This is a genomic window from Micromonospora sp. NPDC048935, assembly GCF_043197875.1.
In the GTDB taxonomy this organism is placed as follows: Bacteria; Actinomycetota; Actinomycetes; order Mycobacteriales; family Micromonosporaceae; genus Micromonospora.
In genome coordinates this window covers 119,625-138,549 of the sequence record NZ_JBICTZ010000005.1, presented here as the reverse complement: position 1 = coordinate 138,549, position 18,925 = coordinate 119,625, and the positions used below count along the sequence as shown (strand labels likewise).

Annotated in this window: 13 protein-coding genes; 7 read left to right on the top strand and 6 right to left on the bottom strand. The window is 73.2% G+C overall.

From position 1 onward, the window contains the following. Positions 1 to 175 precede the first annotated feature (175 nt). Positions 176 to 2,434: an adenylate/guanylate cyclase domain-containing protein gene (locus ACGFIW_RS16325; protein WP_393315640.1), complete on the bottom strand. Its 2,259-nt coding sequence runs from the start codon at positions 2,432 to 2,434 to the stop codon at positions 176 to 178. 193 nt (positions 2,435 to 2,627) lie between these two features. On the opposite strand from ACGFIW_RS16325, the gene ACGFIW_RS16320 reads away from it, so the two are divergent. The 5 genes from ACGFIW_RS16320 to ACGFIW_RS16300 all read left to right on the top strand — a co-directional run bounded on the left by ACGFIW_RS16320 (position 2,628) and on the right by ACGFIW_RS16300 (position 11,083). Continuing rightward, positions 2,628 to 5,525 carry an AAA family ATPase gene (locus tag ACGFIW_RS16320; protein WP_393315637.1) on the top strand — a complete coding sequence of 966 codons (2,898 nt, stop codon included), beginning with the start codon at positions 2,628 to 2,630 and terminating at the stop codon, positions 5,523 to 5,525. Between the two features lie 128 nt (positions 5,526 to 5,653). Next, complete coding sequence (locus tag ACGFIW_RS16315; protein WP_355032607.1) at positions 5,654 to 6,424, top strand: DUF5995 family protein; 771 nt, start codon at positions 5,654 to 5,656, stop codon at positions 6,422 to 6,424. Between the two features lie 376 nt (positions 6,425 to 6,800). Continuing rightward, entirely contained in the window at positions 6,801 to 7,202 is a 402-nt protein-coding gene (locus ACGFIW_RS16310; protein WP_393315634.1) for a hypothetical protein, read from the top strand. 87 nt (positions 7,203 to 7,289) lie between these two features. Beyond that, positions 7,290 to 9,392 (top strand): amino acid transporter, encoded by a 2,103-nt coding sequence (locus tag ACGFIW_RS16305; protein ID WP_393315631.1) that lies wholly within the window; start codon positions 7,290 to 7,292, stop codon positions 9,390 to 9,392. A 173-nt stretch (positions 9,393 to 9,565) separates the two neighbouring features. Continuing rightward, on the top strand, positions 9,566 to 11,083 hold the full coding sequence (locus tag ACGFIW_RS16300; RefSeq protein WP_393315628.1) for a hypothetical protein: 1,518 nt from the start codon (positions 9,566 to 9,568) through the stop codon (positions 11,081 to 11,083). 259 nt (positions 11,084 to 11,342) lie between these two features. On the opposite strand, the gene ACGFIW_RS16295 is transcribed toward ACGFIW_RS16300, so the two are convergent. Together ACGFIW_RS16295 and ACGFIW_RS16290 are read right to left on the bottom strand one after the other, a co-directional pair. Then, positions 11,343 to 12,302: a TIGR03557 family F420-dependent LLM class oxidoreductase gene (locus ACGFIW_RS16295; RefSeq protein ID WP_393315626.1), complete on the bottom strand. Its 960-nt coding sequence runs from the start codon at positions 12,300 to 12,302 to the stop codon at positions 11,343 to 11,345. 182 nt (positions 12,303 to 12,484) lie between these two features. Next, positions 12,485 to 12,691 carry a hypothetical protein gene (locus ACGFIW_RS16290; protein WP_357555313.1) on the bottom strand — a complete coding sequence of 69 codons (207 nt, stop codon included), beginning with the start codon at positions 12,689 to 12,691 and terminating at the stop codon, positions 12,485 to 12,487. Positions 12,692 to 12,941: 250 nt separating this feature from the next. Between ACGFIW_RS16290 and ACGFIW_RS16285 the strand changes: the two genes are divergently transcribed. Further along, positions 12,942 to 13,769: a hypothetical protein gene (locus ACGFIW_RS16285; RefSeq protein WP_393315623.1), complete on the top strand. Its 828-nt coding sequence runs from the start codon at positions 12,942 to 12,944 to the stop codon at positions 13,767 to 13,769. Next, on the top strand, positions 13,766 to 14,524 hold the full coding sequence (locus tag ACGFIW_RS16280; protein WP_393315621.1) for an Asp/Glu racemase: 759 nt from the start codon (positions 13,766 to 13,768) through the stop codon (positions 14,522 to 14,524). The genes ACGFIW_RS16285 and ACGFIW_RS16280 overlap by 4 nt, the downstream gene beginning before the upstream one ends. Positions 14,525 to 14,537: 13 nt before the next feature. Here the strand turns inward: ACGFIW_RS16280 and ACGFIW_RS16275 are convergent, their stop codons facing one another. From ACGFIW_RS16275 to ACGFIW_RS16265, 3 genes are all read right to left on the bottom strand, one after another. Continuing rightward, positions 14,538 to 15,695 carry a low temperature requirement protein A gene (locus ACGFIW_RS16275; protein ID WP_393315618.1) on the bottom strand — a complete coding sequence of 386 codons (1,158 nt, stop codon included), beginning with the start codon at positions 15,693 to 15,695 and terminating at the stop codon, positions 14,538 to 14,540. A 401-nt stretch (positions 15,696 to 16,096) separates the two neighbouring features. Further along, positions 16,097 to 17,209, bottom strand: a complete 1,113-nt coding sequence (locus tag ACGFIW_RS16270; protein ID WP_393315615.1) for a hypothetical protein — start codon at positions 17,207 to 17,209, stop codon at positions 16,097 to 16,099. A gap of 365 nt (positions 17,210 to 17,574) precedes the next feature. Next, on the bottom strand, positions 17,575 to 18,924 hold the full coding sequence (locus ACGFIW_RS16265; protein WP_393315612.1) for an FAD-dependent oxidoreductase: 1,350 nt from the start codon (positions 18,922 to 18,924) through the stop codon (positions 17,575 to 17,577). Position 18,925 lies beyond the last annotated feature (1 nt).

Here is an 18,925-nt window from a genome sequence, read left to right as displayed (position 1 = left end):
CGGCGCTGCTGGCCTCGGCGTCCGTGCCGTAGCCGCCCGGCGCGACCCGGTTCGGCTGGCTCTGTCCTGTCCGGCTGCCTCCCCTGACTCCTGGACATCGAACGATCATCGGGCGAGCCACGCCGGCGAGGTGCGCCGAGGGCGTGCGGGGTGGCCCAGGGCCGCTGTCGGACCGTCAGGCGGAGGCGGGCAGGCCGTCCGCTCGGCGGATCAACGGCGGGAGGGGGATGGCGCGGACCGTGCCCGGCGCGGTGCCGGCGGGCGCCCGGTTCACCGCCGACCTCGCCGGCGGCGGCCGGAGCGACGTCGGGGGGCGGGCGTCGTCCCGGGCCGAGGGGCCGTCCGCACCGCTCGGGGGCAGGGACGCCGTCGTGGCCGGGGTCGCCGTCACGTCGTCGGCCGACGCGACGGCACGCAGCGGACGGAGGCCGGCCACCCGGTCGGTCCCGGGACTCGACACGGCGGGACGGGTGGCCATCGTCGGGGTAGGGTTGCGTCGGGGCAGCGCTGTCGGGCCCACGGCACCGCCCTGCGCCGCCGCGAAGACGGCGTCGAGACGGCCGGACCGGGCGCCCACGGTGTCGAGGCGCACGATCTCGGCGCTCCTTGCCGCCGAGCCGCTGACCGCGCCACCGCGGGCGGCCTCGGAGCGGTTGGTGACAGCCCCACGGTCGGGCAGGTCGGTGTCGTGGCGGGGTGCGCCGGCGGCCCGGCGGGTGAAGACGGCCCGCAGCGCGCGGGGCAGCCGCTCGGCGGCGACCTGGCGCAGCGCGGGCGCGGCGAACGCGTACCCGTCGGTGTGGTGGGGGAGCAGCAGCCCGGCGGCGACCAGCCGGCGCAGTGCCGGCGCGGACCGGCCGGGCGCCCAGCCGAGCGCCCGGTCGACCGCCGCACCGGTGATCACGCCGCCGAGGACGCCGGCGGCCATCAGGACCGCCCGCCGCTCACCGTCGAGGTGGTCCAGCTCGGCGCCGACGGCTCGGCGTACCGCCTCGGGCAGCGGGAGCGCCACCGGGTCGGCCCCGTCCAGGATCGACGCGACGTAGGCCGCCGCGTGTCCGGGCCGGCCGCCGACCAGCGGCAGCAGCCGGTCCACCAGGGCCACCGGCTGGCCGGCCCGGGTCAGGAGCTGGCGCAGCAGCCGTCCGGACTGCACCGTGGCCAGTGGTCGGATCGTCACCCGGCGGGCCGGGCCGGGCCGGGTGTCGGCCCACTGTGGTTGGTGCAGGGTGACCACGGCCAGTGGCAGCCCACGTGCCGTCGCCGCGCTGAACAGCCCGTGCAGGAACCTGCTCACCGCGGGCGCCGCGCGGTCCACGTCGTCCACGGCGACGATCAGTGGCCCCCGGTCGGCCAGGCGCAGCAGGATGTCCTGGCAGGCCGCCGCGCCGGCCAACGCCGCCGACGAGCCGTCCGGGGCGGTCAGCATCCGGTGCAGAGCCGGGACCGCCGCGGCGACGCGAGCCGGGGGGAACAGCGCGCTCAGGGCGGCGACGAGCCGATCGTGGACCGCCGCCGGGCCGTCGCCGCGACGCACCCCGGCCAGACCGCGCAGCAACTCCGCGACCGGTGCCAGGACCTCATCGGGGTACGGCTGGCAGGTCGCCACACACCAGCGCACCGGCACCCCGTCCACCGTGGTCAGCCCACGGGTCAACTCGTGCAGCAGCCGGCTGCGGCCACTGCCGGTGGGCCCGACCAGGGAGACCCAGCGGGGATTCCGCTCCCGGATGGCCACGGTCAACTGGTCGCGGACGGTGGCCAGCTCGCGGCGGCGGCCGATCAACGGGCCGTCGTGTCGGTCCGGTCCGGGCCGCACCGGACCGACGGCGTGCCAGACCGGCACCGGCGGCACCCGGCCGGCGACCGGGACCGGCGTCAACTGACGCTGGGTGATCAGCCCCGCGGTGGCTCGTGCGGTCGCCGCGCAGAGCGCGACGGCGCCGGGTGGCGCGTACTCCTGCAGGCGGGCCGCGGTGGTGATCACCGCGCCGCTGGCCACGCCGTGCCCGCCGCTGACCGCGCCGCCCAGGTCGACCACGACCTCGCCGGTGGCGACACCGACGCGAACCCGCAGTCGGATGTTGTCCACCATCGGCCGGCGGTCCAGCGCGGCCTGGATCTCCAGTCCGGCGCGCACCGCCCGGTACGCGTCGAAGCCGTCGGAGTGCCGGGCACCGAACAGCGCCATCACCGCGTCGCCGACGTACTTCTCGACCACTCCCTGCCAGCGGTGCAGCACGCCCGCGACGGTGTCGAAGTAGGCCCGTTGCACCGCGCGGACGTCCTCCGGGTCGAGTCGGTCCACCAATGCCGTGGAGCCGACGATGTCGGCGAAGAGCACGGTGACGGTGCGTCTCTCCTCCGCTACCGGCCAGAGCGATGTCACGCCGCGCCGCGCGTCGCCGAGGATGATCCTGGTGGTGGTGGTCATGGTCGCGCACCAACCCTTCTGCCTGCTGATGCCTGATGACCTCCGGAGATTGACATCCCTGGGCCGACGGGGGATCTGCAGAACGACGTATGTCGGCCACCCGCAACCTTTAGTCGCAAAGTCGACGCGAGGAGTACCACATGCGGCAGATGGCCGTAGAACGGTTCGGGGACCTGTGATTAGGCTGCGTGCCATGGCCAGCGATGTGGACACCGCACCGCTCGTGGGCCGGACCGAGCTGGTGCAGACGGTTCGGTCCGCGTTGCTCGGTGACGCCGCGCACGGGCAGACCGCCGCCGTCTTCCTGACCGGCGAGAGCGGTGTGGGCAAGACCCGGCTGTTGGGTGAGATCGGGGTGCGGCTGCGGGAGCAGGGCGCCGTGGTGCTCACCGGCAGCTGCCTGGACATCGGCGACGCCTCCCCGCTGCACCCGCTGTTGCAGGCGTTGCGCCGCTTCGACGCCGACGTGGCCAGCACGCACGCGCGCACCTCCTCGGCGGTGCGGGGGCTGTTGCAGATGTTCGCCGACGAGACCGCCGGCCCGGACGGGGCGGGCGCCCTGCTGGAGCGGGTCAGCCGCGGGCTGCACCTGATCGCCGAGGGCCGGCCACTGGTGTTGATCCTCGACGACCTGCAGTGGGTCGACCGCAGCACCCGGCAGTTGCTGCTCTACCTGTTGGCCGGCCTCGGCGACCTCCAGCTCTCCGTGCTGGCGGCGGTGCGCGCCGAGTCGTTGCAGGGCGCGCACCCGCTGCGTCGGGTGCTCACCGAGCTGCGGCGACTGCGGACGGTGCGGGTGCTCGACCTGGCACCGCTGGACCGGGCCGACACCGAGAAGCTCGCCGCCGCGGTGGTGGGTCGGACGCTCTCCGCCGACGCGGCCGAGCAGGTGTGGCAGCGCAGCGGTGGCAACCCGTTCGTGATCGAGGAGTTGGCCCGCGACCTGCGCGACGGCCGCGACGGTCTGTCCGAGACGCTACGGGAGATCTTCCTCGACCGGGTCGACGCGCTGCCCCAGCACGCGCACGCGGTGGTGCACGCGGTGGCCGCCGGCGTCGAACCGGTGCAGCACTGGCTGTTGGCGCGGGTGCTGCGGATGCCCGAGGACGAGCTGATCGACGCGGCCCGCGCCGCGGTGGCACACCGGCTGCTGGTCGGTGCCGACGACGGCTACCGGCTGCGGCACCGCCTGGTCGCCGAGGTGCTCGCGCACGAGTTGCTGCCGGCCGAGCGGTCCGGGCTGCACCGCCGCTACGCCGAGGCGCTGACCGCCGCGCCGGGCGAGCTGCACCAGGCCCGGCTGGCGCACCACTGGCGGTTGGCCGGTGAGCCGGCCCGCGCGTTGCCGGCGGCGGTGGCGGCCGCGCAGGAGGCCGAGCGGCTGCACGGTTACGCCGAGGCGCACCGGCACTGGTCGGCGGCGTTGCAACTGGCCGGTGACCCGGGCCCGCTGACGGTGGACCGTGTCGAGCTGCTGGAGAACGCCGCCGAGGCGGCCCACCACAGTGGTGAGCACGCCCGCGCGCTGGCCCTGCTGGAAGAGGTGGCCGCGTTGCGCGGCGGCGAGCCGAGCTGCGCGTTGCACATCCGGCGGGCCCGCTACCTGGCCGCCGCCGGTCGCTCGGCGCTGGCCGAGGAGGAATACCAGCGGGCGTTGACGGCGGCGGACTGCTCCCCGCGCGACCGGGCCAACGCCGCCGCCCGCCTGGCCGAGCTGCTCCTGCACCTGGGTCGTTACGCCGACGCCGGCCGGCGGGCCCGGGAGGCGCTGGCGTTGGCCGCCGACGTGGAGGGCTCCGTCACCGAGGTGGTGCTGGCCAGCTCCGCGCTCGGTTTCAGCGACGCCTACCTGGAGGACCCGGACGCCGGCCTCGCGGTGATGCGCGACGCCCTCGACACCGCCGAGCGCGCCGGCCAGCCCGAGGACGTGGCCTGCGCCTACCTGCACCTGGCGGAGCTGCTGACCGGGCCGCTCAACATCCTGGAGGAGGGTGTGGTGGTGGCCCGGCGCGGTGCCGAGCGGGTCGCCGAGCTGGGGCTGGGCCGCACCTGGGAGACCCGGCTGCTGGCCGTCGCCATCAACGGGCTGTTCCGGGTGGGCCAGTGGGCCGAGGCGGAGAAGGTGGTCGCCGCCGCCCTGCGGCACCGACCGTCCGGTGCGGACGCCGTCGAGTTGCTGTTGGCCCGGTGCCGGCTGTCGGTGGGCTACGGTGACATCGACGCCGCCAGCCGCGACCTCGACGCGGTGGCGACCCTGCTCGCCGGCGGCGGTGCGCGGCACGTCATTCCGCTGCTCACGCTGCGCGCCGGGTTGGCCATGTGGGAGGGCCGGCACGAGGTGGCGCGGTTGGCGGTGCAACGGGGCCTCACCGAGAGCCGATCCGACGACGTGACGATCCTGTCGGCGCTGATCTGGCACGGCCTGCGTGCCGAGGCCGAGGCGCACGCCAGCCGCACCGTGACCGTGGACCCGACCGTGGTACGCCGGTTGCGCGACGTGGCGGATCGGGTGGCCCGCAAGAGCGTGGGCGCGGCTCGTCCGGTGCGGTCGGTGGTGGAGGGGTTCCTGGCCCTCTGCGCCGCGGAGGTGAGCCGCCTGGACAGCAGCGACCCGGAGTTGTGGGCCGCGTCGGTCGCCGAGTGGGATCGGCGGCACCACCCCTACCCGGCGGCGTACTCGCGGCTGCGGCAGGCCGAGGCGCTGCTGGCCCGCCGCAGCCGGTTGGCCACCGCCGGCAAGCTGTTGCGGGAGGCGTACCGGGTGGCGCAGGGGTTGGGCGCGGCGCCGTTGACCTCGGAGATCCGCGAGCTGGCCGGGCGGGCCCGGGTGTCGCTGGAGGAGCGCGAGGCCGTCACCGGCACGCGGGACGCGCCGGCCGAGGCGTCCGACGACGAGCTGGCGGCGCTCACCGCACGGGAGCGGGAGGTGCTCGCGCTCGTCGCGGAGGGGCTGACCAACAAGGAGATCGGGCAGCGGCTGTTCATCAGCGAGCGGACCATCGGTGTGCACGTGTCGCACATCTTCGACAAGCTCCAGGTCCGTACCCGCGTGCAGGCCAGCGCGATCCAGTTGCGAAACGTCCGGGGCTGACGTACGTACGCATCGCGTGTGCGCGCCGGGATACGTCGTTCTACTGATCCGGTGGGTGGGTGTCGGCTGAAAGGCTGGGCCGCGTCGACGACGGCACGGGGGATGCCGCCGACCACAATGGAGGAGAAATGACCGAACCGGTCTGGGGGCCCGTGCACCGGGACATCGTCGACCTGCTCGCCGACCATCCCGCGGACGTGCCAGCCGTTGTCGATCACCTCACCAAGCTGCAGGACATGCTGGTGCGGCTGCCTCCGTTGGAGGCCAGTTGCCCCCTCGCCGACTTCAACAGGCTCTACCTGACGATCACCAGTAGCGTGTTGGACGGGTTGTACGACGATCGCTTCGTCGACCCGGCCTTCCTCTCCCGGCTCGACGTGGAGTTCGCCGCGCGCTACTTCGACGCGATGCGCCTGTGGACCGACTCGAGTCCGGGCACTCCGAAGGCGTGGTCGTGCCTGTTCGAGCGGATGCGGGGGCCGGACGCCCGGCCACTGCCGTCGGCGGCGGCCGGCGTCAACGCGCACATCAACTTCGACCTGCCCTTCGCGCTGGTGACGACGTTCGACCACCTGGAGTCGGAGCCGGTCGACGGCAGTGACCAGCACCACGACTACCTGGAGATCAACAAGATCTTCGCGGACAAGATCCCCGGCCTGCGCCGGGGCTATCTGGAGCGGTGGCAGCTGCTCATCGACATGCTCAACGGCGACATCGACGACTGGTACCAGGGGGAACTGGTCGAGTACACCCGCGATGTCGCCTGGCGCAACGCACAGAAGATCTGGCGGTGCCGGCACGATCCGGACGCCCGCGAGTGCGAGCGCACGCGGTTGGACGACAACGCCGCGGCGCTCGGCCGGCTACTGCTCTCGCCCCTCGGGGCGTTCCTGCAGTAGTCGGGACGGGGGGTCCCCGCGCTCTGCCCCGTGGGGGGTGGCGGAGCGCGGGGACGCGTCCCACCAGATCCACCCACCCGTGGGGCCAGCCGACGCCCGGTCGGCCCGCGGGGGACAGCCGGTCGGCCCCGGGGGGGTGTCGACCGTCTGCCACCGTCGGCCGGCCCGGGGGGTGCCGGCCGGCGGTGGGGGAGGGCGGTGGGCTGGTCCCGCCGGTGGCGGATATCCACGGGTGTCGGCCGGCTCGTACCGGGTACGCCCGCGCCATGACCGTCCTGGCCCGGCGCCGCCCCGCCGCCCGTCCCCGGCCCGCGCGGCCCGGCCCGCTACGGCCGGGCGGCCCGGTGCCGCGACCCACCGCCCGACCCGGTGCGCGATGACCGGTGCCGCCACGCGGTTCGCGTTCCGCTTCGATCCGCTGTTCCGCCCGGTGCTGGCGCTGCTGGGGGTCCGCCCGGCGACCGCCTGGGTCGCCGTCACCGACCGGGACCTGGCGATCCGGTACGGCCCGTGGCGGCTGCGGACCGACCGGGACAACGTGACAGCCGTCGAGCTGAGCGGCCCGTACCGCTGGTGGCGGGTGATCGGGCCGCACCTGTCGCTTGCCGACGGGGGTGCGAGCTTCGGCAGCAGCACGGCCGGCGGGATCTGCCTGCGCTTCGGCAGCCCGGTGCCGGCGGTGGTGCCGGGCGGGCGGCCACGACACCCGGCGGCCACGGTGACCATCGACGATCCGCCCGCACTGGCCCGCCTGCTCGCCGTTTCGGACCTGTCCTGAGCTGGCCAGCCACGTGCCCGGTTCCGCCGGTCGGGCCCCGATCTTCCGCCTACCGTCGGAGCAGGACCTGTGAGGGCGGGGCGGGTGATGGCTGACGAGCACCGGGCGAAACCACGACGCTGGAACGGACGCCGCCACGCGCCGACCGGGCCGGACCCGGCACTGCGGGCGGCCCGTGACCCGGCCCGCCCGCACCGGGGCGGCCGCCCGGGTGTCGTGGTGCCCGAACGCGTGGCGACCGCGGCGCGGACCGGACCGCCGGCCAGCCCACTGCGTCGGTGGCTCTTCGAGCACCAGGTGCAGCCGCCCGGCCCGGAGTCGGGCGAGGGGCAGAACCGCCGGCACGCCTGGTGGCAGGTGATGTGCCTGACCGGCGTCGACTACTTCTCCACGCTGTCGTACCTGCCGGGCATCGCGGCGGTGGCGGCCGGTGCGCTCTCCCCGCTGGCGACCCTGCTGATCGTCGCGCTCACCCTGTTCGGCATGCTGCCGATGTACCGGCGGGTGGCCCAGGAGAGCCCGCACGGGCAGGGGTCGGTGGCGATGCTGGAGCGACTGCTGCCGTTCTGGCGGGGCAAGATCTTCGTACTCGTGCTGCTCGGCTTCGTGGCCACCTCCTGGATCATCACGATCACCCTCTCCTCGGCGGACGCCACCGTGCACCTGCTGGAGAACCCGTACCTGCCCGACGCGCCGCACGGCTCCGTCGTCCCGGTCGTGGTCACCGTGGTGCTGCTGCTCATCCTCGGCGGGGTGTTCCTACTCGGCTTCCGCGAGGCGGTCGTGGTGGCCATCCCGCTTGTCGCCGTCTTCCTGGCGCTCAACGCGGTGATCGTGGTGGTCGCGGTGGCCCGGCTCGTGGGGGACCCGGGCATCGTGTCGGACTGGACGGCCGCGCTGACGAGGACCGGCGGCGGGCCGGGCGGCGTGCTGCTCACCGCCGTGCTGGCGTTCCCGCTGCTGGTGCTGGGGCTGTCCGGTTTCGAGACCGGGGTGAGCATGATGCCGCTGGTGCGGGCCGACGGGGCGGACGGCCCGGCCCGGCTCGCCGCCCGGATCCGCAACACCCGCCGGCTGCTCACCACCGCCGCGCTGATCATGTCGGTGTACCTGGTCTCGACGACCTTCGTCACCACGGCGCTCATCCCGAAGGAGGAGTTTCGGCCCGGAGGCCCCGCGAACGGGCGGGCTCTGGCGTTTTTGGCGCACGCCCAACTGGGTGAGGTGTTCGGCACCGTCTACGACGTGAGCAGCGTGCTCATCCTCTGGTTCGCCGGCGCCTCGGCGATGGCGGGGCTGATCAACATCGTCCCGCGCTACCTGCCCTCGTACGGGATGGCGCCGGAGTGGGCGCGGGCGGTGCGTCCGGTGGTGATCGTCTACACCGTCGTCAGCGTCGCCATCACCGTCGCCTTCCGGGCCGACGTCAACGCCCAGGCCGGGGCGTACGCGACAGGCATCCTGGCGATGATGGTCTCCGGCGCGGTGGCGGTGACCATCTCCGCGGCCCGCCACCGCCACCGCCAGCGCGCCGTCGCCGCCGGCTTCACCGTGCTGACCCTGGTGCTGCTGTACGCGTTGCTGGAGAACGTCATCGAGCAGCCGGACGGGATCACCATCTCCGCGTTGTTCATCCTCGGCATCATCGTTGTCTCGTTGGTCTCCCGGGTCACCCGGACCACCGAGCTGCGCGCCGAGCGGATCGAGTTCGACGAGCCGGCGCGTCGGTTCGTCACCGAGTCGCTGGCCCACGACGGGCAACTGCACCTGATCGCGAACAAGAGGCAGAGCGGGTCGGTGAAGGAGTACACGGTCAAGGAGCGGGCGCAGCGGGGGATGAATCCGGTGCCCGGGGCGGCGGACGTGCTGTTCCTGGAGATCGACGTGGTCGACCCGTCGGAGTTCAGTCAGGTGCTGCGGGTGCACGGGACCGAGGTGGGCGGCTTCCGGGTGTTGCGGGCCAGCAGCCCGGCGGCGCCGAACGCGATCGCCGCGATCCTGTTGGCCCTGCGCGACGCCACCGGGGTGCGGCCGCACGCGCACTTCGAGTGGTCGGAGGGCAGCCCGATCGCGCACCTGGCGCGCTATCTCATCCTCGGTCGGGGAGACACCCCGCCGGTGGTACGCGAGATCATCCGGCGGACCGAGCGGGACCCGCTGCGTCGTCCCGGCATCCACGTCGGCGGCTGACCGGTCGACCCTTTGGCCGGGTTCAAAGATGAATAGGGGCACTATTCACGTTCACGCCTTCCTGTCCGTATTGCGGACCTATCGTGACGTTTGGTGGTCGACGCTACGTCGAGCCCCCCGCGCCCGGATCGGCGCGCGGTCACGTCTTGCAGGCAGGAAGGCAGGCACCTTTGATGTCCACGTACCACGGGGGAGACCGCGAGATCCGACCCAGACGCCGGTCCCGATGGTTCTTGGCCAGCGGGTTACTGGCGGGAAGCCTGGTCGTGGGAGCAGCCGGCGTGGCCGGTGTGGCCGCCGCGGCCGACCGTGGCCTCGCCCTCCCCGGTCTGGGCCGGCTGGGCACGGCGTCCGCGAGTGACGACGACCGCCGTGCCGGCGATCACGGCGAGGCGCCGCGCGACCGGGACGCCGGCGAGCGGGGTCGCGCGCCCAGCCCGGGCACCGGCAAGCGGGGCGTGGTGTCGGTGCCCTGCGACGCCGCGAAGCTGGTGGCGGCGCTGGTGACGGCGAACGCCGAGGGCGGCGGGGAACTACGGCTCGCGCCCAAGTGCCGCTACCTGCTCACCGAGGCGTTCCACGAGACCGACCAGTACGACGGGGGGATCCGTGACGCCCGGGAGGCGGCCGACGCCGCGGAGACCCCCGGCGACGCCGACGCCCCGCCGCACAATCCGGCCGACGACACCGCCGGCCTGCCGGTGATCTACCAGAGCATCACGATCGACGGTGCCGGCGCCACCATCGCCCGCGACGCCCAGGCCGCGCCGTTCCGCTTCTTCACCGTCCGCGACGGTGGCGAGTTGACCCTGCGCGACATGGAACTGCACAACGGCCGTTCGAACATCGAGGGCGGCAGCGTGCACGTGGTGCACGGGGCGACCGCCGTGGTGGAGCGGGTCACCGTCTCGCAGAGCACCTCGCTGTCCCCCGAGGGCGGCGGCGGTGGGATCTTCAACGACGGCAACATGGTGGTCACCGACTGCACCTTCGTCGGCAACAGCGCCTCCGGCGCCGCGGGCAAGGGCGGGGGCCTGCTCAACGGCGGTGTGCTGACGCTGAAGCGCTCGGAGTTCCACAGCAACAGCGCCAACGGCTACGGCGGTGGGCTGGGCAACTACCGTGGTGCGGCCGACGTGGAGAGCGTCTCGTTCACCCAGAACAGCGCGGGCCAGGGCGGCGGTCTGGCCAGCTTCTCGGCCCGGACGAAGGTCTCCGACACCGAGTTGCTGAACAACACCGCGCAGGTCGGCGGCGGTGCCGCGAACTCCGACGCGGTGCTGGTGATGCGCACGATGACCATCCGGGGCAACACGTCCACCGTCAACGGTGGCGGCATCTCGACGGTGAAGGGCCTGACGCCGATCGACGACAGCGTTGTCGACGGCAACACCACCCACGGCGTCGGCGCCGGCATCTACGCCGAGAAGTCGAACCTGCTGGTCCGTGGCAGTGACGTGACCCGCAACGAGGCGGTCGGCGCGGCGTCCACCGGAGGTGGCATCTACGCCTCCGCGGGTTCGGTGGCGATCTACACCAGCAAGGTCACCCACAATGCCTCCACGGTGAAGCCCGGTGGCATCTCCGCCATGCACGCCCAGGTCAAGATCGACGACGAGAGCGTGGTCGTCGAGAACGAGCCGACGAACTGCGAGGGCAGCCCCGTGCCGATCGCGCACTGCTTCCGCTGAGTGTTTCCGCGCGCCATCCAAAACGCCCAGCCGGCCGCCCGGACGATCATCGCGATCGTCGGGGCGGCCGGCCCCTGTCCCGCCGGACCGTCGTGAACATGGCGGCCGGGGCGGCCGTCCCCTGTCGCGATCGTGCCGAGCGAGCTGGAAGGGCCGGTCCCACAGGGACGTGGCGGGCCTGCCGGTCGAGGCCGGTGGTGGGCTCGTCGAGGGGCAGGATGTCGTGGCGGCCGGCCGGGCGATCGACGTGCCGGTGGTGTCAGGACAGGGCGCGCAGCCGCGCGGAGAGCGTGCCGGCGAAGAAGTCGAGGAAGCCGTCCGGGTCGGGGCCGGCGTTCTGCAGGACGATGTGGTCGAAGCCGGCCTCGACGTACGACCGGACCTTGGCCACGTGCGGCTCCGGGTCGGGGCCGACGGCGAAGAGCTGACGGATGTGCTGCTCCTGCACGTGCGCGCTGGCCGCGTCGAAGTTGACCGGGTTCGGCAGTTCGCTCATCACCTTCCAGCCGGTGACCATCCACCGGCTGGTCTGCATCACCGCACGTACCGCCTGCTGCTCGTCGCTGGCCCACGCCAGTGGAACCTCGGCGTAGCGCGGGCCGGCGCCGCGGGCCTGTCGGTAGTGCGCGACGATCGAGGCGTCCGGCTCGGTGGCGAACAACCCGTCGCCCAACTCGGCGGCGAGGTTTGCCGACGCCTCCCCACTGGCCGCCACCGCGATCACCGGCGGGGTGTCCGGCAGGTCGAACAGCCGGGCGTCCTCCAGGTGCAGGTGCCGACCCTCGTAGGACTGGTAGCCACCCTGCCAGAGCAGTCGGATGATCTCCAGAGCCTCGCGCAGCCGCTCGTGCCGGCCTCGGACGCTGGGGAAGCCCTGCCCGACCACGTGCTCGTTGAGTCGTTCGCCGGCGCCCACCCCGAGGGTGAACCGACCGTCGGAGACCAACGCCATGGTCGCCGCGGCCTGCGCGATGATCGCCGGGTGGTAGCGGACGGTCGGGCAGGTGACGCCGGTGGCCAGACCCAGGGTGCTGGTCTTGGCGGCGATGGCGCCGAGCACACTCCAGGCGAACGACGAGTGGCCCTGCTCCTCCAGCCAGGGGTGGAAGTGGTCGCTCATCTCGACGAAGTCGAAACCAGCCCGTTCGGCCATGACGGCCTGCCGGATGATCTCCTGTGGGCCGTATCCCTCCGCGGCCAGCTTGTACCCGATCCGCATGCCACGCTCCCGATTCCGTCCGCCGAGTGACGCCGGGTCGGTTCCCGTCGTCGGCGCCGACAAACACCGCCGACGACGGCAAACCAGCCTCCTAGGACGCCGTACGGGGTGTGCCGCGACCCCGGGCGGACAGCAAAACAGCCCGCGCCCGGGGGAGGGGCGCGGGCCGGCGGTGTCAGGTCCTACTTGGACGGCTCGGGCAGCTTGCAGTCGACCTTGGGGTTGGCACCGATGTAGTTCAACGGACCGGCCACGATGGTGACCAGGATGGTGCCGGCCTCGGCGCAGTTGGTGTCGTCGCCGCTGTAGTAGCCACGCTGGCCGGCGGCGATCGCGCCGATCACCAGCCAGATCACGACGATGACTCCGAGTATCGAGCTGCCGCGCATCGCTGCCTCCTGAGGATATGTGGTGGAGCTGAGGTGTAGCCGTTGTACCCAATCGGGTCGTTCGGCTAACGGATACCGGCTCCGGAGCACCGGATCCTCCGTCCGGCCGATTCGGTTCGCCGTTGCGTACCGCCCGGGATCGGCCGCCCGCACCGGGTACCGCGTGTCGGCTATCGGATCGGCGACCGACCCGGCCGGCACCCGCTCCGGCGGACGTAGAACTGCCTCACGGCCCCGCCGAGGAGGACTCATGGACGCCCCGACACCGCCCCTGTACATCGACCGTCCCGACGACGTCGCGGTCGCGGCCCGCGCGTTGGCTGGCGGCGCGGTCGTCGCGGCGGCGTTCGCCAACTTCTACGTCCTCGTCACCCGCCCCGACGCGGCCACCGTACGCCAGCTCAACCTGGCCAAGGGTCGCCCCGCGCAGCAGGTCGGCAGCATCACCACCGCGGTCGGCCGGATCCCGGGCATGTTCGACTGGACGCGGATCTCACCGCGGCTGCCGGTCGGCCGCGTGCGGGCACTCATGGACGCCCTGTACGGCGCCGGGCCGTTCGGCTTCCGGGGGCCGGCGGCGGAGCGGCTCCCCGAGCACCTCACCCAGGTCGACCAGGGGATGCGGACCACCCAGGTGATCGCACCCGGCCTGACCTGCCCGTCCAACGCCTTCTTCGAGCGGGCGCTCGCCGAGACCGGGTCGGACCACCTCTACATCACCTCGGCGAACCGGTCCCGGCACCTCACCGGGGCGGCCGAGGAACCGGCGCACTGGAAGATCGGTGCCCTCGCCGCCGACTTCGCCCACCTCGACGACCTGGTGGTGCTCGCCCACCGGGACGAGGCGGCGGCCCGCGCCGCGTACCCGGGCTACCTCACCACCTCGGTCACCCTGCTCTCGTTCCACGCCCCGGAGGGCGAGCTGGAGGAGCCTCCGGTGCTCACCGTGGACCGGCACGGGTCGCTGCACCTGGACGACGTCCGCCGCGCCGCCGCGCCACTCGGCCTCCAGGTGCGTCTGGGCGGCACCGCCGTGCGGCGATTGCGGGCCCGGGCGTACGCCGGGGCGCTGGTGTGAGCGACCATCGCATCGGCCTGGTGGTGCCCAGTTCGAACACCACGATGGAGACCGAGATCCCGGCGATGCTGCGTCGCCGCGAGAGCGTCGACGCGACGGTCCGTTTCACCACGCACGCCAGCCGGGTACGACTGCGTCAGGTGAACCCCGACGAGTTGGCCCGGATGAACCGCTCCGCCCCGCGCTGCGCCGCCGAGCTGGCCGACGCCCGCTGCGACGTGCTCGCGTACGCCTGCCTGGTGGCGGTGATGTGCGAGGGCCCGGGCGCGCACGAGCGGGCCGAGCGGCGGTTGGGCCGGGCGTCCCGCCGCGCCGGGCACGACATGCCGGTGGTGACGAGTGCGGGCGCGCTGGTCGCCGGTCTGCGGGCGCTGGACGCCCGCCGGGTGGCCCTGATCGCGCCCTACCTGCCGCCAATGACCGCGACCGTCGCCGCCTACCTGGCCGCGCACGGCGTGCGGGTGACCGAGGCGGTGAGCCTGAGCGAGCCGGACAACGTGGCGGTGGGGCGCATCCCCACGTCCCGCCTGGCCGGGCTGGCACAGCGACTGGACGTGACCGGCGTGGACGCGGTGGTCCTCTCCGCCTGCGTACAGCTGCCGTCGTTGGCGGCGGTGCCGTGGGTGGAGGCCCGACTCGGCCGCCCGGTGCTCACCGCGGCCACCGCCACCGTGCACCAACTGCTCACCACGGTGGGCGTCGATCCGTACGTGCCGGACGCCGGCCGGCTGCTCGCCGGGTCGACCGCACCCTGAGCGGCCGGTCGGTTCAGTGCGGTGGGGACGGGGCCTCGGGTGGTTTGCCGTAGCTGCGCCGGAAGTCCGCGTAGGCCACGCCGATCAGCACCAGGAGGGCGCCGAGGGAGGCGAACACCGGCGACACGTACAGCACGGCGGGCGCGATGATCAGCAGCGCCAGCACGCCGCCGGGGCGGGACCAGGACACTCGGCTGAACACCTCGTACTCGAAGGAGGCCCGACCGGCCAGGAAGAGCGCCGGGCCGCCGAGGATCACCGCCGCCCAGGCCGGCGGCGTCCGTCCGTTCGGTTCGTGCAGCACGAGGTCGAACCCGGTCGCCGTGGTCACCACCCCGGCGACCATCACCAGATGGGTGTACGGCGCGGTGAACAGGAACTTGCTCGGTGACCCCGACCCCTTGATGGCGGTCGGCAGCAGCTGACCGGACTTGTGCACGTAGATCCGCCAGAGCATCAGGGTGGTCAGGAACGCCACCGCGAACATGCCGATGTTCTTCGCCTCGCTGTGCGCGGCGCTGAACATGGTGCCGATGGTCAGGATGGCGTCGCCGAGGGCGATGATGAAGAACTGCTGGTAGCGCTCGGAGAGGTGCTCCGCCGTGACGTTGCGCTGGGGCTCCGGCACCACCCCGAGCCCCGGCACCGGGTACGCGAGCCGGAAACCGACGTAGTCGATGGAGAGCGCGATGGCCCAGCACGCCAGGCGGGCGTCCTCGCCGACGAACGCGCCGATGATCCACGGGATCGCGGACACCGCGAACCAGATGAAGATGCGTGCCGCGCGGCGCTGGGTCTGCGGTTCGCGGCGGACGGCCGGCATCAGGAACAGTCCGCGCCCGAGGTGGATCGCCACGTAGGTGCCGGCGAACACCAGCCCACGAGCGTTGAACGCCTCCGGGATCGCCGTGGTCATCAGCAGCGCGCCGAACATCACGGCGCTGATCAGCAGCTTGATCTCGGCGCGTTCCGGGTTGTACAGGTCGGTGACCAGGGTGGTGATCACCCACGTCCACCAGACGGCGGCCAGCATGATCAGTGCCTCTCCGGCCCGGTGCCAGTCGAGCTGGTTGACCATGCCCCGGGAGATGAGTGCCAGGGCGACCACGTAGACCAGGTCGAAGAAGAGTTCGAGGAGGGTCACCCGGCGCGGGGCCTCCGGGTCACGCACCGGGGGACGGCGGGACCGCTGGGACCCGGGCTCCGGCGCGGGGAGGTGCACGGGTTACTCCTGCGGAACCGGTCGACTCGACGGACCCGTCCGGCCCACCTGAACAGACGGTAACGACCGGTCCACGGCCCGGCCGCGAATTCGCCGCGCCTTCCCCCAACCGAGGTGATCGACTCGGCTTTCTGCAGGTCGGGGTGTCCGGGCGTCGGGGTGGCGGGCGGGTTGGCGTGATCGACTCGGCTTTCTGGATGTCGCGGTGTCCGGGCGGGTCGGATGGCCCGGTTTCCTGAAGTCCGAGTTGATCACCCCGGCGGTCGGGTCCTCGGATGGTGCGGCCCCGACGGCCGAACCCCCGGCCTACCGTCGCGTAAGACGGTGGACCGGGGGCTCGATGTCGCGCGTCAGGACGGGTTGCCGCCCGGCAGCACGGCGGCCATCGCGTCGCCGGCACCGGCGAGCACGCGGGCCTGCTGTGGCCAGGTGGCCAGCCCGGGTGCGGCGCGCAGGCCGGCGGCCCGGATCAGGTCGCGCAGCGCCGCCTCGTCCAGCGCACCAAGCTGGACGTACGTGCGTACACCGGCGTCCTGCAACGCCGCCGCCATCTTCGGCCCGATTCCCTGGATCCGGCGGAAGTCGTCGGCCGGGCCCGTGGGATCGGCGTCCGTGCCGCTGGCAGCGGTCGTGACGACCGGAGGGGTCGCGGCCACGGGCGGTACGACCACAGGCGCGGCCACCGCGGACGGCACCGACTCCGGCTCAGCGTCCGCGTCCGTCAGCGCTGCTTCCACGCCGTTGGTGTCCGTCGGGTCGGCGTGCAACACGTCGGTGCTGACCGGCGCCTCCGCCGCCACCGCGGCCCCGGTCGCCACCTCGTCGGCCGGGGTGACCGCGGTCGGCTCGTCGATCGGGGTGACCGCGGTCGGCTCGTCGGCCGGGGTGGCGGCGGTCGGCTCGTCGGCGGGGCTGGCCTTGGTCGCCGCATCGTCGGCCTGGTCGCCGGTCGGGACCGGCTCGTCGGCCGGGGTGGTGTCGAGCGGCGCGGTGTCGAGCGGAAGGTCGTCTGCGGGCTCGCGGGGGGCGATCACGGCCGCCGGGGCGGGCTGCTCGTCGACCGCGACCGGCTCGGGGGTCGACTCCACAACGGGCTCCGACGGAAGGTCAGGCGCGTCGGACGGTGCCGACGGCGGGGCCTCGGTCAGGGCCATGTCGGCCGGATCGACGGTGCTCGGGGCGTCCGCCGGAACCTCCACCGGCGTGGGCGCACTGTCCGGTCCAATGACGGCGGCGGGCGCGCTGACCGTGTCCACCGGCACCGGTTCGTCGGCGACCGCGACGGGGGCCGGGTCGATGGTGGCCGCGGGCCGGGCCTCGTCGGTGGTGGCCGGCGGCGTCGGCGTGGAGATCACCGCCAGGCCGGCTACCGGATCTCCGTCCACTATCGAATTGCCCTGCACGCCCCGCCGGCCGCGCAGCAGCCACCCGGCGGCCAGGCCCAGCACCAGTGCCAGAACCACTATCAGCGAGTGTCCGATAGACCACGCCACGGCGAACCTCCCTCTCAACTCGTTGGAAAAGGCACGAGAAAAACTCGCCGCAGCTTCGCACACGCGTGTTGCCGGCAAGTGAGAGGATCGGCCGCGGGCGTCCCGGTGGGGACGACCACCTCGGGCGGTGCCCGCCGGGTGACGCAGCGTCGCACCGAACAAGCGTCGTCGAACAATCAGCGTCGCCACCGGACAAGCAACGTCACCCCAGGACGACACGAAGACCCGCCACGACGAGAGCCGGCACGACGAACGCCGGCACGACGACACCCGGCACGACGAGACCCGGGCCCGGCGGGGGACGCCGAGCCCGGGTCGCCGGGCCGATGTCTGACTCAGTCCTGGTCGCCCTCGTAGGTGTGGAAGTCGTCGACGAACCGGCGACGCAGCCGGGGCACCCGACTTGTCACTCCGAAGTAGCCGCGCGCGCCGAGCAACGCGAGTCGACCCACGACCGGCCGGTACATCCGGTCGTCGCCGTTGGTGCCGCTGCGATTGAGCGATTCGGCGACCCGCGCGAAGCCGTACGGCACCATCGCGGCCTCGTAGTCCGCGACCGCCTGCACCAGCGTCTTGTCGCCGGTGGCGGCGCGGCCGAGCTGCTCGCAGAGCAGTCGGGCGTCGCGCAGGGCGGTGTTCGCGCCCACCCCGCGACCCGGGGTCATGGTGTGGATGGCGTCGCCGAGCATGGTGACGGTGCTGCTCTTCCACGGCGGCACCGGCTCGGACGTGGACACTCGGATCGGTAGGGCACTGGACGGGTCCGCGCGGGTCAGCAACTCCCGCAGGTTCGAGTGCCAGTTCGAGGTGAGGTCCAGGGCGACGCGTACCAGGTCCTCGCCGCGGCGTTCCATGACGTCGGCCGGGAATCGGCGACCCGTGCTCCAGATGATCAGGTTGATGTTGTCGGTGGTGGTGTCGTGCGACAGGCCGGGCCAGTTTCGCAGCAGCGCGGCGTCGGCGTCGCTGACGCCGGGTTTGATCGCCCGGCGGGCGTCCCACTTGAACTCCATGACGTGCAGGACGCCCATCATCCCGCCGACGCCGAAGATCAGCGAGATGCCCTGGCGGACCCGCTCCGGGACGAGGCCGCGGGTGTGCGCGGTGAGCGGGATGCGGGTGGCGATGTTGATGGTGCCGGCGTCGCGGGTGACGGCGTGCGGCAGGTACTGCCGGCGTACCGCCGAGTGGGTGCCGTCCGCCGCCACCAGCAGGTTGCCGGTGGCGCTCGTGCCGTCGGCGAAGTACGCGGTGACCGTGCCGTCGTCGCGTTGCTCGTAGTGGGTGAAGGTCTTGTCGAAGTGCACCACGTCGTCCAGGCCGGTCAGCAGCACCTGGCGCAGCACCATCCGGGCCACCGAGTGTTCCGTTTGTACCGGGTCGGCGCTGGGTCGCAGGGGGAAGGACGCGGTCTGGCGGAGCCCCTGGGTGACCACGTTGAAGTAGTGCGGCGGCCGCGCGCAGGTGGCCAGGAAGGTGGCGAACAGCTCCGGGGGTAGGCACTCCCGCAGCGCCCGGCTACCGGTGGGGCCGATGCCGACCCGGTAGCCGAGCAGACCTTCGGCGCGGTCGCGGTGCCGCTCGTAGACGGCGACGCTGATCCCGGCCCGGCGCAGGCCGTGCGCCAGGCACAACCCGCCCGTGCCGGCGCCGATGACCAGGACGTGCGGCCCGGCGGCGGACATC

Coding starts and splice junctions, on each gene's coding strand:
- ACGFIW_RS16325 (WP_393315640.1), bottom strand. CDS start 2,434: ATGACCACCACCACCAGGATCATCCTCGGCGACGCGCGGCGCGGCGTG.
- ACGFIW_RS16320 (WP_393315637.1), top strand. CDS start 2,628: ATGGCCAGCGATGTGGACACCGCACCGCTCGTGGGCCGGACCGAGCTG.
- ACGFIW_RS16315 (WP_355032607.1), top strand. CDS start 5,654: ATGACCGAACCGGTCTGGGGGCCCGTGCACCGGGACATCGTCGACCTG.
- ACGFIW_RS16310 (WP_393315634.1), top strand. CDS start 6,801: ATGACCGGTGCCGCCACGCGGTTCGCGTTCCGCTTCGATCCGCTGTTC.
- ACGFIW_RS16305 (WP_393315631.1), top strand. CDS start 7,290: ATGGCTGACGAGCACCGGGCGAAACCACGACGCTGGAACGGACGCCGC.
- ACGFIW_RS16300 (WP_393315628.1), top strand. CDS start 9,566: ATGTCCACGTACCACGGGGGAGACCGCGAGATCCGACCCAGACGCCGG.
- ACGFIW_RS16295 (WP_393315626.1), bottom strand. CDS start 12,302: ATGCGGATCGGGTACAAGCTGGCCGCGGAGGGATACGGCCCACAGGAG.
- ACGFIW_RS16290 (WP_357555313.1), bottom strand. CDS start 12,691: ATGCGCGGCAGCTCGATACTCGGAGTCATCGTCGTGATCTGGCTGGTG.
- ACGFIW_RS16285 (WP_393315623.1), top strand. CDS start 12,942: ATGGACGCCCCGACACCGCCCCTGTACATCGACCGTCCCGACGACGTC.
- ACGFIW_RS16265 (WP_393315612.1), bottom strand. CDS start 18,924: ATGTCCGCCGCCGGGCCGCACGTCCTGGTCATCGGCGCCGGCACGGGC.